The sequence below is a fragment of the Rhodococcus sp. WAY2 genome (genome assembly GCF_009859915.1).
In the GTDB taxonomy this organism is placed as follows: domain Bacteria; phylum Actinomycetota; class Actinomycetes; order Mycobacteriales; family Mycobacteriaceae; genus Rhodococcus_F; species Rhodococcus_F oxybenzonivorans.
On sequence record NZ_CP046572.1, the window covers coordinates 5,881,036 to 5,895,445 of the forward strand.

Consider the following 14,410-nt stretch of genomic DNA (forward strand, 5'->3'; position numbering starts at 1 on the left):
GGCGATAGTCTTCCACTCATGCCTTATGTCGATCGCGACGGTGACGTATTCATCCTGTACCTCGGGAACGAGGGGGAGGTGGACAACGAGAACCGCTTCTCCCCGGACTGGATCGATGCCACCCACGCCACGCTCGACGAGATCGAGGCGCACGAAGGCCCCGCCGCGCTGGTCACGACCGCAACGGGCAAGTTCTTCACCAATGGACTGGACACCACCTGGATTTTCTCCAACGCCGACAAGCTCCCGGAGTACCTCGACCGCGTCCACACTCTCTACACCCGGCTGCTGACTTTTCCGATGGCCACGGTCGCGGCCGTCCAGGGGCACGCATTCGGCGCGGGCGCCATGCTCGCGACATCCCACGATTTCCGGGTGATGCGCGCCGACCGCGGGTTCTACTGCCTGCCGGAAGTGACGCTGAACATGCCGTTCACCGTGGGTATGTCGGCGCTGCTCACCACCCGCTTGCCGAAACAGACCGCCGTGGAGGCCATGACGACGGGCCGTCGCTATGGCGGCGCAGATGCGCTCGCCACGGGCATCGTGGAGGAGGTTGCGGACGGGAATTCCGTGCTCACGGCGGCCGTGACCCGGGCATCCGCGCTCACCGCGACACGCGGTGACAATCTGGCCGGCATCAAGCGCGGAATCCATCAGGAAGCCCTCACCGCCCTCGCCACGGTGACGGACAAGAGCAACTTCAGCTTCGGGTGAGAGAATGAGCACGTGAATGCGGATATGGAGGCGGCGGTCCGGTCCATCGAGACCGATCTGGTTGCGCTGTCCCATTCGATCCACGCGGAACCGGAACTGGCGTTCGAGGAGTTTCGGAGTGTCGCAAAGGTCACCGAGCTGCTGAAACGGAGCGGTTTCGAGGTGCGGCAGGGAGTGGCGGGCCTGCCGACCGCGTTCGACGCGACCTTCGGCAGCGGTGATCTGGTGCTCGGCATCTGCGCCGAATACGACGCGCTTCCCGAGATCGGCCACGCCTGCGGGCACAACATCATCGCGGCATCGGCGGTCGGTGCCGGAGTTGCCCTCGCGACGGTCGCCGAGCGCCTGGGCATCACGGTGCGAGTGATCGGGACTCCTGCCGAGGAAAGTGGTGGCGGAAAGATCACCATGCTCGAGCAGGGCATCTTCGACGGTGTGGCAGCCGCCCTGATGGTGCACCCTGGGCCGGTCGACATCACGGGTGCCACATCGCTGGCGCTCGCGGACATCGCGATCACCTTCACCGGGCGGGAGGCGCACGCGTCGGCCGCGCCCGAGTTCGGCCGCAATGCGGCAGATGCCGCGACTGTGGCGCAGGTCGGTATCGGCCTGCTGCGCCAGCATCTTTCGCCGGGCCAGCAGATTCACGGGATCGTGTCGGACGGTGGCACCGCACCCAATATCGTGCCGGCGCGGGCCGAGATGCTGTATTACCTGCGCGCCGAGACGGCGTGGGCGCTGTCCGAACTGACCGCGCGTGCGGAGGCGTGTTTCGCTGCAGGCGCACTCGCAACCGGATGTACCCATGAGATCCGCACGGTGTCCCCGACGTACACGGAACTCACCCCCGACCCGTGGCTCGTCGCGACCTACCGGGAAGAGATTCTCGATATGGGACGGACACCGGTGCCACTCGAGTGGGAAGGCACACGTCCGCTGGGCAGTACCGACATGGGGAACGTCACGAACGTCCTACCCGGAATCCATCCGATCATCGGACTGGACTCGGGCGGTGCTGTCACGCATCAGCCCGGCTTCGCGGCGGCATGTATCACCGAGTCGGCGGATCGCGCCGTGGTAGACGGGGCAATTGCGTTGGCTCGTACGGCAGTTCGCGCTGCAACGGACGACACACAGCGGGTGCGGCTGTTGGAAGGAGTTGATCGCCGGTGAATGCGGCCGTCGACAAATGGATCAGTGCTCACACCGATGACCTCTCGCATTGGCGTCGGCACATCCATGCCAACCCGGAGTTGGCGCGGCACGAGTACGCCACGACGGAGTTCGTGGCGACCCGGCTTGCTGCCGCGGGTCTTTCACCGGAACTGCTCCCGGGAGGTACCGGACTCACCTGTGATCTCGGCCCGGACACCGGACCCCGGATCGCGTTGCGTGCCGACATGGACGCGCTTCCGCTGCAAGAACTCACCGGGGCGACGTACTCGTCGACAGTGCCGGGTGTCTCCCACGCGTGTGGCCACGACGCCCACACCACGATCCTGCTCGGGACAGGCCTGGCCCTCAGCGAGATTCCGGAACTACCGGTCGGTGTCCGCCTGATATTCCAGCCCGCCGAAGAGGTGATGCCCGGCGGCGCACTGGAGGTGGTCGCGGCAGGACGACTCGAAGGCGTCTCCCGCATCTTCGCGCTGCACTGCGATCCCCGTCTCGCGGCCGGGCGCGTCGGAATTCGGCTCGGCGCCATCACCTCTGCTGCCGACACGATCGAGGTTGTGCTCGACTCACCCGGCGGTCACACGTCGCGGCCGCACCTCACCACCGATCTGGTCTTCGCGCTCGGCACCGTGGTCACCGGCCTGCCGGGCATGCTGAGCCGGCGAATCGATCCACGTACAGGCACCGTCATGGTGTGGGGAGCGGTCAGCGCGGGCCGGGCCCCCAACGCCATTCCGCAGACCGGCATGATGACCGGCACGGTGCGGACCGGTGACCACGAGACGTGGGAAATGCTCGAGCCGCTCGTTCGCGACATCGTGCACGGACTGCTGGCGCCCACGGGAGTGCGATACCAACTCAACTACCGCAGGGGCGTGCCGCCTGTCGTCAACGACGAGGTGTCGACCCGAATGTTCGAGAATGCTATCCGCACCGTGGGTGCGGACGCCCTCGCCGACACCCCGCAGTCCGGTGGTGGCGAGGACTTTTCCTGGTATCTCGAGGAAGTTCCGGGTGCCATGGCCAGGCTGGGCGTGTGGTCGGGCGTCGGTGAACAGCTCGACATCCATCAACCCACATTCGATCTGGACGAGCGGGCGCTCGGTGTCGGCGTGCGGGTGTTGTCCAGCCTCGTGCTGGGCTGACTGCTCCGAGACGCCCTATTCGGTGCCCGGGCCGACGTTGCGGCTGTTGCGGGTACGCAGGTCGCGCACGTAGTCGGCGGGTGCCCCGGCGATTTCGGCGGCATCGGCCATGACACCGAGGTACCGCGCAGACGGGAGCCCACCCTCGTAGGCGTCGAGCACATATAGCCAGGCCAGCACCGGTTCTCCGTCGGTGTCGACCCGTACCCGGATCTTGCGGTGAATCCCGAGTTCGGAGCCCTCCCAGCGGTCGAGGCTCACCTCGTCCTCCTCCGGTACGTCGTACAGCACCACGAAGACCTTGGAATCGGGGTCTTCGACCACCGTGGCGAGCGCGCCTTCCCAGCCGATGTCACCGCCGCTGAATGTGAGCCGCCAACCGTGCAACCAGCCCGTTCCCGCCATCGGCGAGTGAGGGCAGCGCTGCAGCATCTGCTCCGGATGCATGTTGGACCCATAGGCGGCGTAGTAACTCACGCAGGTCAGACTACATACCGGGTTGCTCAGGGATGCAAAGGCGTAGGCATGGACCGTGAGGAGTTGCACGACCGCGCGGGAGACGCGCGAGGCGCAGCTCACCTGTCGTTCACTCGATTTCGATCCGTGAAACTGGGTACATCGGAGGGGACCTGGTCGGCGTAGCGAAAGGGTGAGAGCAATGACAGATCAGTACACGAAACAGGATCCCACCACCGCGTACCCGATGCCGGACCGCGAAGGGCAGGGCGAGATCGAACATCCGGGGCTCACCTCGGACATGGTGTCGGCACCCGACCACGGTGAGAAGACCTACCGGGGGAGCGGGCGGCTGGAAGGGCGGAAGGCTCTCATCACCGGAGGTGATTCTGGTATCGGGCGAGCGGTCGCAATTGCGTTCGCGCGCGAGGGTGCCGACGTGCTGATCAGCTACCTCGAAGCGGAAGAGCCGGACGCCCGGGACACGGTTCGGCTCATCGAGGACGCCGGCCGTAAGGCGGTGCCGGTGCCCGGTGACATCAGGTCGGAGGATCACTGCCGAGCGCTCGTCGACACTGCCGTGTCCGAACTCGGTGGGCTGGACATCTTGGTGAACAACGCTGCCTATCAAATGGTGCGGATGGGCGGAATCGCCGAGATCAGTACGGAACAGTTCGACCGTGTTCTGAAGACCAACCTCTACGCGATGTTCTGGTTGTGCAAGGCTGCGGTCGCGGTGATGGAGCCGGGATCGACCATCATCAACACGTCCTCGATCCAGGGCGCGAACCCATCCCCGGAGTTGCTGGATTACGCCACCACCAAGGCCGGCATCATCGATTTCACCAAGGGGCTCGCCGCCGATGTCGCGAAGAAGGGCATTCGGGTCAACGCCGTTGCCCCGGGGCCGATTTGGACGCCGTTGATTCCGGCGACCATGCCGACCGAGAAGTTCGAGTCGTTCGGAGGCGACGTGCCGTTGGGCCGCCCGGGGCAACCGGCGGAGCTGGCGCCCGCGTACGTCTTCCTGGCTTCCCAGGAATCGAGCTACATCACCGGTGAGATCATCGGCGTCACCGGCGGCACTCCATTGACCTGACCGCTCGTTCCCGCGCCGAGTCGCCGCCCGCGGTCTACGCGGCGACGGCCCCGATCTGCGACTAGTAATCTGTTCCCTGGCAGTGCACGACACGACGCGCTGTGATGCTCGAGTTGCAGACCGGAGACCCTGGTCGGCACGTCTATTTGGAGGACAGATGACCCGAATCGTGATCATTGGTGGCGGGCCTGCCGGATACGAGGCAGCGTTGGTGGCCGCTCAGCACGGCGCCGCCGTCTCCTTGATCGATTCGGACGGGGTGGGCGGGGCGTGCGTTCTGTACGACTGTGTGCCCTCCAAGACATTCATCGCCTCGACGGGTGTGCGCACGGACATGCGACGCGCCACCGATCTGGGTATCGCTCTCGATCCTGCGCAGGCCACCATTGCCCTGCCTCAGATCCACGCCCGGGTGAAGAGTCTCGCTCAGGCTCAGTCCGCCGACATCCGAACCAGGCTCCAGACGGTTGGTGTCGAGCTGCTCTCGGGTACTGCGGAGCTCACCGACCCGCGCCTCGGCATGGCATCACATCAGGTCCGCGCCACCCTCGCGAACGGCGAGCAGAAGACGCTCGATGCCGACGTCGTCCTCATCGCCACCGGTGCCAGTCCTCGGGTGATCGCCGGGGCCGAGCCGGACGGTGAGCGAATCCTCACCTGGCGTGACCTCTACGACCTCGACGAACTGCCCACCCACCTCGTCGTCGTCGGTTCCGGTGTGACCGGCGCGGAGTTCGTGTCCGCCTACACCGAAATGGGTGTCAAGGTAACGCTGGTGTCGAGCCGAGACCGGGTGCTCCCCGGTGAGGACGCCGACGCCGCACTCGTACTCGAGGACGTTCTGGCCGAACGTGGTGTCACCCTCGTCAAGCACGCGCGGGCCGACGCGGTCAAGCGCACCGAAGACGGTGTGGTCGTCGTGCTCGCCGACGGACGAACCGTGGAGGGCAGTCACGCCTTGATGACGGTCGGCTCGGTTCCCAACACCGAGAACCTCGGACTCGAGAAGGTCGGCATCGAACTGGACAAGGGCGGATATCTGCGAGTCGACCGAGTGTCGCGGACGCCGGTCTCGGGCGTCTACGCTGCGGGTGACTGCACTGGGTTGCTGCCGTTGGCCTCGGTTGCCGCCATGCAGGGTCGCATCGCGATGTACCACGCTCTGGGCGAGGGCGTGAGTCCCATCAAGCTGAAGACGGTGGCCTCGGCGGTGTTCACCCGGCCCGAAATCGCCACGGTAGGCGTCAGTCAGGCCGCGATCGACAACGGCGAAGTGCCGGCCCGCACCGTCATGCTCCCGCTCAACACCAATCCGCGGGCAAAAATGTCCGGCCTGCGGCGCGGCTTCGTGAAGATCTTCTGCCGACCTGCCACCGGTGTGGTGATCGGTGGCGTCGTGGTGGCGCCCAACGGGTCGGAGCTGATCCTGCCCATCGCGATCGCCGTCCAGAACAACCTGACCGTCAACGACTTGGCAGCGACGTTCTCGGTCTACCCGTCGCTCACCGGCTCGATCACCGAGGCCGCCCGCCAGCTGATGCGCCACGACGACCTTGACTGATCCCGATATCTGGGAAATGCATTTCACATACTGACAGCAGTGGTGGGATAGTCGAGGCACGGTCCACAATCATCGGCCGTGCCTCGGCGCTCTACCGCCCCGCAGACCCAGGACGGACAGGGTGTTCTTCTCCTGACCTCTGTCTCGATGTGCCCCTGGGAGTCGATATGCCGCACACATTTTCCCGCCGGATGGACGGCTTGCGCAGTTCCGCCATCCGTGACCTCCTCACCCTTACCGCCCGCCCGGACGTCGTCAGCCTGGCCGGCGGTCTCCCTGACCCCGAATTCATTCCGCGAGAACGGATTCGGAAGGAAGCGGAGCGTGCGCTCGCTGATCCCGCCTCGGTCCAGTACGGCGAAACCACGGGCCTGCGCCGATTGCGTGACGTGCTCGCTGCCCGTGAGGGCGCCCGGATCGGACGGCAGTTGGACCCGGGCCACGTGGTCGTCACCCACGGATCGCAGCAGGCGTTGAGCCTCCTCGCGCAGGTTCTACTCGACCCGGCTGATATCGTGGTTGTCGAAGAGCCCGCGTATACCGGTGCGCTGCAGGTATTTCGGGCGGCTCAGGCGGACGTCCGCGCGGTGCCGCTCGATCGCGACGGCATGGACACGATCGCACTGCAGAAACTTCTCGAAGCGGGCGTGCGCCCCACTGTCGTTCACACGGTGAGTAACTTCCACAATCCGCGTGGCGTCGTTCTCGCCGCCGATCGGCGGGAGCACTTGGCGGCGCTGGCCGACCGGTACGGTTTCTGGGTCATCGAGGACGACCCGTACGGCGAGTTGTTCTTCGACGCTACGCCGCCCCCTCCGGTCGCTACATTCTCGGACCGGGTGATCCGCCTGTCCAGTGCCTCGAAGATCTTGGCTCCGGCGTTGCGGGTCGGCTGGTTGCACGGTGATCGCGCTGTGTGCGAGGCGGTGGAACTTCTCAAACAGGGCGCGGATCTGTGCGGCTCCTCGCTCACTCACCAGATCACGGCGGCGATGCTGTCGGACGAGGCGTGGCTGGCACTTCACCTCGACACGCTCCGTACCCGCTACGGTGCCCGGGCCCGAGCCTTGACCGCCGCGATGACGACCACTTTCGGTAATGCTGCGACGCTGTCCGACGTGCAGGGCGGGATGTTCTGCTGGGTCGAGTTCACCGACGACACCATCGACACCGCGGATCTGCTGCCGACGGCGGTCGAGCACGGTGTGGCGTTCGTACCCGGGTCGGCGTTCGGTGTCGGTGCAGATCTCGGCGCCGCACTACGACTGTGCTTCGCCACCTGCCCGGAGGACGTTCTGGCAGGTGCCTGCGAGAGACTCGGCAGCGCCTACCTGGATCACGCCCAGTCGTAGGTGCGCTCGACGGCCTTGTTCCACTCGGCGAACAGCCTGGTGGACTCCGCTTCGTCCATCCCGGGTTCCCACCGCTTGTCCATGGCCCAGTTGTCGCGAATATCCTGTTCACCGGACCAGAAACCGACGGCCAGTCCCGCGGCGTAGGCGGCGCCCAGCGCGGTGGTCTCGCTGACGACGGGGCGGATGACCGGAACTCCCAGGATGTCGGCCTGGAACTGCATCAGTGTTTCGTTGACGACCATGCCGCCGTCCACCTTCAGTGAGGCGAGCTCGACTCCGGAGTCGGCACGCATGGCCTCGATCACTTCCCGGGTCTGATAGGCGGTGGCTTCGAGAGCCGCCCTGGCGAGGTGACCCTTGTTCACGAAACGGGTGAGGCCTGCGATCACACCGCGCGCGTCCGGTCGCCACCGAGGTGCGAACAACCCGGAGAACGCCGGGACGACATAGGCACCTCCGTTGTCGTCGACCGAATTCGCCAGCGGCTCGATGTCTTCGGCCGACGAGATGATCCCCAGGTTGTCCCGCAGCCATTGGACCAGTGAACCGGTGACCGCCACCGACCCCTCGAGCGCGTACACGGCAGGAGCGTTCCCGATCTTGTAGCACAGCGTGGTCAAGAGGCCGTGCTTACTGTGCACGGGGGTGGTCCCCGTATTGAGCAGCAAGAAGTTCCCCGTCCCGTACGTGTTCTTCGCTTCCCCCTCGGACAGGCAGGCCTGCCCGAATGTCGCGGCCTGCTGATCACCGAGGATCCCTGCGACCGGTACTCCGGGAAGGGTGCCGTGGGGACGGCCCACGCCGTAGATCTCGGAGGAACTGCGTATTTCGGGAAGCATCGACAGTGGGATCTCGAAGTCGGCGCAGATGTCCGGATCCCAGTCGAGCGTCTCCAGATTCATCAGCAACGTACGCGAGGCGTTGGTGACATCCGTCACGTGCGTGCCTTCCGTGATATGCCACAGAATCCAGCTGTCGATGGTGCCGAAACACAGTTCGCCGGCATCTGCTCGCGCACGGGCGCCGTCGACGTTGTCGAGGATCCACCGCACCTTGGGTCCTGCGAAATACGTCGACAGCGGCAGGCCCGTACGCTTCTGATAACGTCCGGGCCCCTCGTCGCCGCCGAGCCGAATGCACAGCTCGTCGGTCCGGGTGTCCTGCCAGACGATGGCGTTGTACACCGGTTCTCCGGTGTTCCGGTCCCACACCACCGCAGTCTCGCGCTGATTGGTGATACCGATGGCGGCGATGTCACGTTTGGTGAGATCCGCCTTCGCAAGTGCGGATGCCACCACTTCGCGCGTATTGATCCACAGCTCTTCCGGGTCGTGCTCAACCCAACCGGCACGGGGAAGGATCTGCTGGTGCTCCTTCTGAGCGACGCTGACCACCGCTCCGTCGTGATCGAAGATCATGCAGCGGCTCGAGGTGGTGCCCTGGTCTATCGCAGCGATGTACTGAATCACACGCATGAAGCTACTAGCCTGGGCATGAATCCGTCGTCATCTCACAGGAGCCCGAGTTGAGTAGTTCGCCAGGTGTGCAGTTCCTCGGTCCCGGGCAGCGCGACGCTGCGTGGGAGAAGCTGCAGACCGAACAGTTCGACGTCGTCGTGATCGGCGGCGGTGTCGTCGGTGCCGGTGCGGCCCTCGACGCAGCCACCCGCGGACTCAAGGTTGCCCTGGTCGAGGCGCGGGACTATGCGTCCGGAACGTCGAGCCGCTCGTCGAAGATGTTCCACGGCGGGTTGCGCTATCTCGAGCAGCTCGAGTTCGGGCTGGTGCGGGAGGCCCTGCGGGAACGTGAATTGTCGCTGACGACGCTGGCGCCCCATCTCGTGAAGCCGCTCAAGTTCCTGTTTCCCATCACCCATCGGGTATGGGAACGCCCCTACATGGCGGCGGGGATCTTCCTCTACGACCGGATGGGCGGGGCCAAATCGGTGCCTGCGCAGAAACACCTCACCCGGGCAGGTGCCTTGCGGATGGCACCGGGACTCAAGCGGAACTCGCTGACCGGCGGCATCCAGTATTACGACACCGTCGTGGACGACGCGCGCCACACCATGACCGTCGCCCGAACCGCTGCCCACTACGGCGCGGTGGTGCGCACGTCCACTCAGGTCGTAGGTTTCCTGCGGGAAGCGGATCGCGTGTCCGGCGTTCGGATCCGTGACTGTGAAGACGGGCGAACCGCGGAGGTGCAGGCGCACGTCGTCATCAACGCGACCGGTGTCTGGACGGACGAGATACAGGCGCTTTCCCGACAGCGCGGCAGATTCCGTGTCCGCGCCTCCAAGGGTGTGCACATCGTGGTACCGCGGGATCGCATCGTGAGCGATGCCGCCATCATCCTGCGGACCGAGAAGTCGGTGCTGTTCGTGATTCCGTGGGGCAGCCACTGGATCATCGGAACCACCGACACGGACTGGAATCTCGACCTCGCCCATCCGGCAGCTACCAAAGCCGATATCGATTACATTCTGGGCCACGTCAACAAGGTCCTGGTGACGGCCCTCACGCACGAGGACATCGACGGTGTCTACGCAGGTTTGCGCCCCCTCTTAGCGGGGGAAAGCGACGAGACCTCCAAGCTGTCGCGCGAGCATGCAGTCGCGCGCGTGGCGCCCGGATTGGTCGCGATCGCGGGCGGCAAATACACCACGTACCGAGTGATGGCTGAGGACGCGGTGGATCTGGCTGCTGATGACATTCCAGCCAGGGTCGCGCCCTCGATTACCGAGAAGGTGCCGCTGGCAGGTGCGGACGGCTACTACGCGCTGGTGAACCAGACCGTGCACCTGGGTCAGCTGTACGGACTTCACCCCTACCGCGTCAAGCATCTCCTCGATCGGTACGGTTCGCTGATCGGTGAAGTGCTCGATCTGGCGGAGGGTAAACCCGAACTGCTGCAGCCCATTACCGACGCACCGGCCTACCTTCAGGTCGAGGCCGTCTATGCCGCTGCGGCGGAGGGCGCGCTGCACCTCGACGACATCCTGACCAGAAGGACGCGTATCGGGATCGAATACTCGCATCGTGGTGTGAACTGCGCCGAGCAGGTCGCACAGCTGGTGGCCCCCGTCCTCGGGTGGGACGCCGACATGATCGACCGCGAACTGAAGACCTACCGTGCGCGTGTGGAGGCGGAGGTGCAGTCCCAAGCGCAGCCGGACGACCTCTCCGCGGACGCGTTGCGGGCGGCGGCACCCGAATCTCGCGTCGAATTGCTCGAACCGCCCGTCAGTGTGTCAGAAGTACCTTGACCACCACGATCACTGCGGCAACGAACGCTAGGCCGATCGCCGCCCAGTGCGTCATGTGGGTGACCTCTTCGCGCCGCAGCCGGCTGATCACGTAGCTGATCGAGCCGATGCGGACGATCATCACGATCTCCGCGGTCAGTTGCGCCGTTCGCGGCTCGAGCCAACCCACATAAGCTGTGCCGAGGATCACGGTGGGCACCACCGCGGAGGTCAGGATAGGGAGACCGTCCCGCAATTCCCGAACTCTTTCGGTTCTGGACAGCGATCTGCCGAGCCGGAGTGTCTGGCCCACGGACTCGGCAAAAGCGTGGGCGAGGAACGTGGACAGAGCGGCGCCCACCACGATGGCAATGCCCAGGGTCTCCTGGGATTTGGTAACGGGAATGAGCGCGGCGAGCACAAGAATGTTGCCGTAGATATACGCGCTGATGCGGCTTGCCGCATGGTCGGGCGACAGCGTTTTCTCGCTCATCAGCGGCGGGCGATTCAAGAGCCTCGGAAGGTCCCACTCCATCCTTCGAGCATGTCACGATTTGCCTGTGTTCTCCCTGGGAATCACACCCGCGGGCTGTAGTGCTTCGGGTCGTCGCGACGCCCGAGGGGCGGGAGGTTCCGCGGCGGCGTATGCACCAGCGGGGCGTCCCGGCGGGTGCGCCCCGTCTCACGGTCCCACCCGGCGCGGGCGCGAGGATGGTAACGGTAGCGCCACGGGACGAGGCGGAACAGGGCATTCACCGTCCGGCCTACCAGGGTGTGCAGGCGTTCGTCGCGCGCCGTCCAGCGGTACCCGAGTCGCTCTCGTACCGCTTCGTCGTACATTCCCACCGTCAGCCAGACGAAGCCCTTGGCGACTGGGATGCGCGCGAGGGCCCATACTCGGTCGGGTAGCCATCTCAGAAACGGTGGGACGCCCAGGCCGGACAGATCGAGCACGTCACGGGTGGCTTTGTTGTCTTCGAGGACGTTGCGGCACATGTGGTCCCAGTACTCCTGGAACGCTTCCCAGGTCTCCGGGACCGGACGCATGCTCATTCCGTACAGGCGGTACCACTGGATGTGTTCGGTGAACAGTTGCCGCTTCTGCTCGTCGGTGAGGCCGCCCATGAAATTGTCGCCCGTGAGGATCGTGCCCATGAAGAAGGTGGCGTGCGCCCAATAGAACGTGTCGGGATCGAGCGCGTGATACTTCCGCCCGTGCTTGTCGACGCCCTTGATGGTGTTGTGGTAACCCCGGACCTGCTCGGCCGTGTGCTGGGCGCGTTCACCGTCGAACACCACGCCGCCGATCGGATAGAGCGAGCGATACAAGCGTTCCCACCGCTCGTCGAAGAACTCGGAATGCTCTTCGACTCCAGCGCCGAGGCCCGGATGCATGTTCTGCATCGAGCCGGCCCAGACGCCTTGCAACATTCCGCGCCAGTCGCCGAAGTACCTCCAGGTCAGGGAGTCGGGTCCAAGCGGTGTGGGCGCGGTGTCCTGCACGGACGCGCTGTTCGACATCGATTGACTACGCACGTTGTCAGACTAGGATCTGACAACGTGCGTAGTCAACAGTGGGAACTGGAAGCGTGACGCTGGAAGACCGTCGCGAGGCCCGGCGAACGGCGCTCCTGCGGGCAGGAATCACGCTCCTGGGCGCCCCTGCAGGGCCTGCAGTCAACGTCCGGGCCGTCTGCCGTGCGGCCTCGTTGACCGAGCGCTACTTCTACGAGTCGTTTGCCGACCGCGACGAGTTCGTCCGATCCGTCTACGCCGCGGTCGGCGACGAGGCGCAGGCGGTGCTTCTGGGCGCGGTGTCGTCGACCCACACCGCGCGGGCGCGAGCCGAGGCCGCCGTCGAAGCGTTCGTCGAGCTGATGGTCGACAACCCCGAGAGGGGCCGGGTACTGCTGCTCGCGCCGCTGTCCGAACCCGCGCTGAGCCGGCGGGGAATGGACCTCATGCCCGGGTTCGTAGCGCTCGTCCACGACCAACTCTCGGCCGTGGACGACGAGGTGGAGAAGCAGCTCGTCGCGATCGGCGTCGTCGGCGCGCTTACGACGTTGTTCATCGGATATCTCGACGGAACCGTTGCCGCGTCGCGCGAGCAATTCGTCGCCCATTGCGTCACTCTGGTGATGGAGGCCAACCGGTCCGGCCACGAATGAGGTGAGCATGCCGTTTCAGGTATCAGCGGACGATCCGGCTCGTCCACAGCCGTCCCTTCGGGTGCTCGACCACAAATACTTTCAGCTCACCGACCACTTCGTGTACGTCCACGGTGAGACGGTGGTGACGGTGCCCGGTTGCGCGCCGGAGCCGTGTGTACTCCGGACCGACCTCGCCTCCGTGCCCGCGCCGCTCCGGGGGCTGCTCGCTCCGTACGGCCGCCAGCTGCTTCCCGCGATCATGCACGACGATCTGTGTCACCATGCGGAAGCTCACGGAAAATCCGGCATGGCGCTACGCCGCCGGGCCGACGAGTTGTTCCGGACTGCGCTGCTCGACGAGGGCGTCGGACCGTTTCGCAGCCGGATCTTCTGGGTCGGGGTAGAGGTCGGGCGGATCTGGACTTTCACCACGTACACGAGGTTCCTGCTGATCGCCCATCACATCCTCGGAATGGTGTGCTGGGTGTTGGGAGTGCCGTGGGCGATCACCACCTCCCACTACCCAGCAGCGGTCGGCCTTCTCACACTTCCGTGTGTCCTCTCACTCCTGTGGCGCAGGGACTTTCCCGTGGCACTGCTCGGATGCATACTCCTTCCGGTGGTCGCACCGACCTACCTACTGACGTTGGCGACCGCGGCAGTGCTGTGGATACCGGACGTCACCGCCTGGCTGTTCGGCCGCCGAGTGACGCGCAAGCCTCCACCGCTCGGACCGCCGACCACGGTGTTGCGCTAGCGGTCGAACGGTGGCTGGCAGTAGGTGCAGAAAAAGATGTCCTGCTGCCCGAGTTCCCGGCTTCGGATCACCGTTCCGCACCGGCGGCAACGCTTGCCCGCGCGGCCGTACACCCACGGACGGTGCCGGACCGGATTGTTCTTGTCTGCGTGGATCATGCGATGGGCAAGCGCGACCATGGCCGGCAGGTTTGTCACCTCGCGCGCGGGAGTGTAGGGATCGACGCCACGGAGGAAGCACACCTCGTTTCGGTAGACATTGCCGAGACCCGCGAGGTTGCGCTGATCGACGAGGGCAACACCGATAGGTTGATCACCGGCAGCCCGGAGATTGCGGACGGCCGTGTCTGCATCCCAATCCGGCCCGAGAAGGTCGGGCCCGAGGTGACCGACCGCGGCGGCTTCCGCACTCCGGTCGAGTATCTCGGTGATGCCGAGGGAGAAGCCCACAGCGACACGTTCTTCGGTGGCCAGCACGATACGGGCTTGATGGGCTGGGCGACGCCACCGTGCGTCCGCCCGGTAGATATGCCACGCACCTTCCATCTTCAGATGGGTGTGGATCGAGTACCCACCGACCCGGATGAGGAGATGTTTGCCACGGCTGACGACTTCGTCGACCTTCAACCCGGACAGGTCCACGGTGGCGTACCGCGGAACCCGCACATCACACGTGGTCAGTACGTGACCCTCGAGTGCGTCACGCAGCGAGTTGGCCGTGCGCCAGACGGTGTCGCCTTCGGGCATG

At 65.4% G+C, this 14,410-nt stretch carries 14 protein-coding genes; 9 read left to right on the forward strand and 5 right to left on the reverse strand.

The features are described from left to right. Positions 1 to 18: 18 nt before the first annotated feature. From GFS60_RS26365 to GFS60_RS26375, 3 genes are read left to right on the forward strand one after another with little or no spacing between them, the layout of a single operon-like run. The gene (locus GFS60_RS26365; protein ID WP_159925783.1) at positions 19 to 717 is read left to right on the forward strand and encodes an enoyl-CoA hydratase/isomerase family protein; all 699 of its coding nucleotides are present in this window, start codon (positions 19 to 21) and stop codon (positions 715 to 717) included. Between the two features lie 24 nt (positions 718 to 741). After that, a complete protein-coding gene (locus tag GFS60_RS26370; protein WP_159927556.1) occupies positions 742 to 1,890 on the forward strand; it encodes a M20 family metallopeptidase in 1,149 nt (382 codons plus the stop codon). Next, positions 1,887 to 3,038, forward strand: a complete 1,152-nt coding sequence (locus GFS60_RS26375) for a M20 family metallopeptidase (RefSeq protein ID WP_159925785.1) — start codon at positions 1,887 to 1,889, stop codon at positions 3,036 to 3,038. The genes GFS60_RS26370 and GFS60_RS26375 overlap by 4 nt, the downstream gene beginning before the upstream one ends. 15 nt (positions 3,039 to 3,053) lie before the next feature. On the opposite strand, the gene GFS60_RS26380 is transcribed toward GFS60_RS26375, so the two are convergent. Then, complete coding sequence (locus tag GFS60_RS26380; RefSeq protein ID WP_109335211.1) at positions 3,054 to 3,515, reverse strand: gamma-glutamylcyclotransferase; 462 nt, start codon at positions 3,513 to 3,515, stop codon at positions 3,054 to 3,056. A gap of 181 nt (positions 3,516 to 3,696) precedes the next feature. Here GFS60_RS26380 and GFS60_RS26385 point away from each other — a divergent pair, with 181 nt between their 5' ends. From GFS60_RS26385 to GFS60_RS26395, 3 genes are all read left to right on the forward strand, one after another. Continuing rightward, positions 3,697 to 4,593: an SDR family oxidoreductase gene (locus GFS60_RS26385; protein WP_159925787.1), complete on the forward strand. Its 897-nt coding sequence runs from the start codon at positions 3,697 to 3,699 to the stop codon at positions 4,591 to 4,593. A gap of 157 nt (positions 4,594 to 4,750) precedes the next feature. After that, entirely contained in the window at positions 4,751 to 6,154 is a 1,404-nt protein-coding gene (locus GFS60_RS26390; RefSeq protein WP_159925789.1) for an NAD(P)H-quinone dehydrogenase, read from the forward strand. A 167-nt stretch (positions 6,155 to 6,321) separates the two neighbouring features. Then, positions 6,322 to 7,506 (forward strand): aminotransferase-like domain-containing protein, encoded by a 1,185-nt coding sequence (locus GFS60_RS26395; protein ID WP_159925791.1) that lies wholly within the window; start codon positions 6,322 to 6,324, stop codon positions 7,504 to 7,506. On the opposite strand, the gene glpK is transcribed toward GFS60_RS26395, so the two are convergent. Beyond that, positions 7,491 to 8,984 (reverse strand): glycerol kinase GlpK, encoded by a 1,494-nt coding sequence (gene glpK / locus GFS60_RS26400; protein WP_159925793.1) that lies wholly within the window; start codon positions 8,982 to 8,984, stop codon positions 7,491 to 7,493. The genes GFS60_RS26395 and glpK overlap by 16 nt on opposite strands. A 50-nt stretch (positions 8,985 to 9,034) precedes the next feature. On the opposite strand from glpK, the gene glpD reads away from it, so the two are divergent. Beyond that, positions 9,035 to 10,777 carry a glycerol-3-phosphate dehydrogenase gene (gene glpD, locus GFS60_RS26405; protein WP_159925795.1) on the forward strand — a complete coding sequence of 581 codons (1,743 nt, stop codon included), beginning with the start codon at positions 9,035 to 9,037 and terminating at the stop codon, positions 10,775 to 10,777. Here the strand turns inward: glpD and GFS60_RS26410 are convergent. Both GFS60_RS26410 and GFS60_RS26415 read right to left on the reverse strand, forming a co-directional pair. Continuing rightward, the gene (locus tag GFS60_RS26410; protein ID WP_159925797.1) at positions 10,755 to 11,291 is read right to left on the reverse strand and encodes a hypothetical protein; all 537 of its coding nucleotides are present in this window, start codon (positions 11,289 to 11,291) and stop codon (positions 10,755 to 10,757) included. The two genes, glpD and GFS60_RS26410, sit on opposite strands and share 23 nt — an antisense overlap. Positions 11,292 to 11,332: 41 nt before the next feature. Beyond that, positions 11,333 to 12,277: an oxygenase MpaB family protein gene (locus GFS60_RS26415; protein WP_159927558.1), complete on the reverse strand. Its 945-nt coding sequence runs from the start codon at positions 12,275 to 12,277 to the stop codon at positions 11,333 to 11,335. A gap of 68 nt (positions 12,278 to 12,345) precedes the next feature. Here GFS60_RS26415 and GFS60_RS26420 point away from each other — a divergent pair, with 68 nt between their 5' ends. Then, positions 12,346 to 12,924 carry a TetR/AcrR family transcriptional regulator gene (locus GFS60_RS26420; protein WP_159925799.1) on the forward strand — a complete coding sequence of 193 codons (579 nt, stop codon included), beginning with the start codon at positions 12,346 to 12,348 and terminating at the stop codon, positions 12,922 to 12,924. Positions 12,925 to 12,931: 7 nt separating this feature from the next. Continuing rightward, positions 12,932 to 13,663: a DUF1353 domain-containing protein gene (locus GFS60_RS26425; protein ID WP_159925801.1), complete on the forward strand. Its 732-nt coding sequence runs from the start codon at positions 12,932 to 12,934 to the stop codon at positions 13,661 to 13,663. On the opposite strand, the gene GFS60_RS26430 is transcribed toward GFS60_RS26425, so the two are convergent. After that, positions 13,660 to 14,409, reverse strand: coding sequence for a DNA-formamidopyrimidine glycosylase family protein (locus GFS60_RS26430; RefSeq protein ID WP_159925803.1), 750 nt, complete (start codon positions 14,407 to 14,409; stop codon positions 13,660 to 13,662). The genes GFS60_RS26425 and GFS60_RS26430 overlap by 4 nt on opposite strands. Position 14,410: the final 1 nt, after the last annotated feature.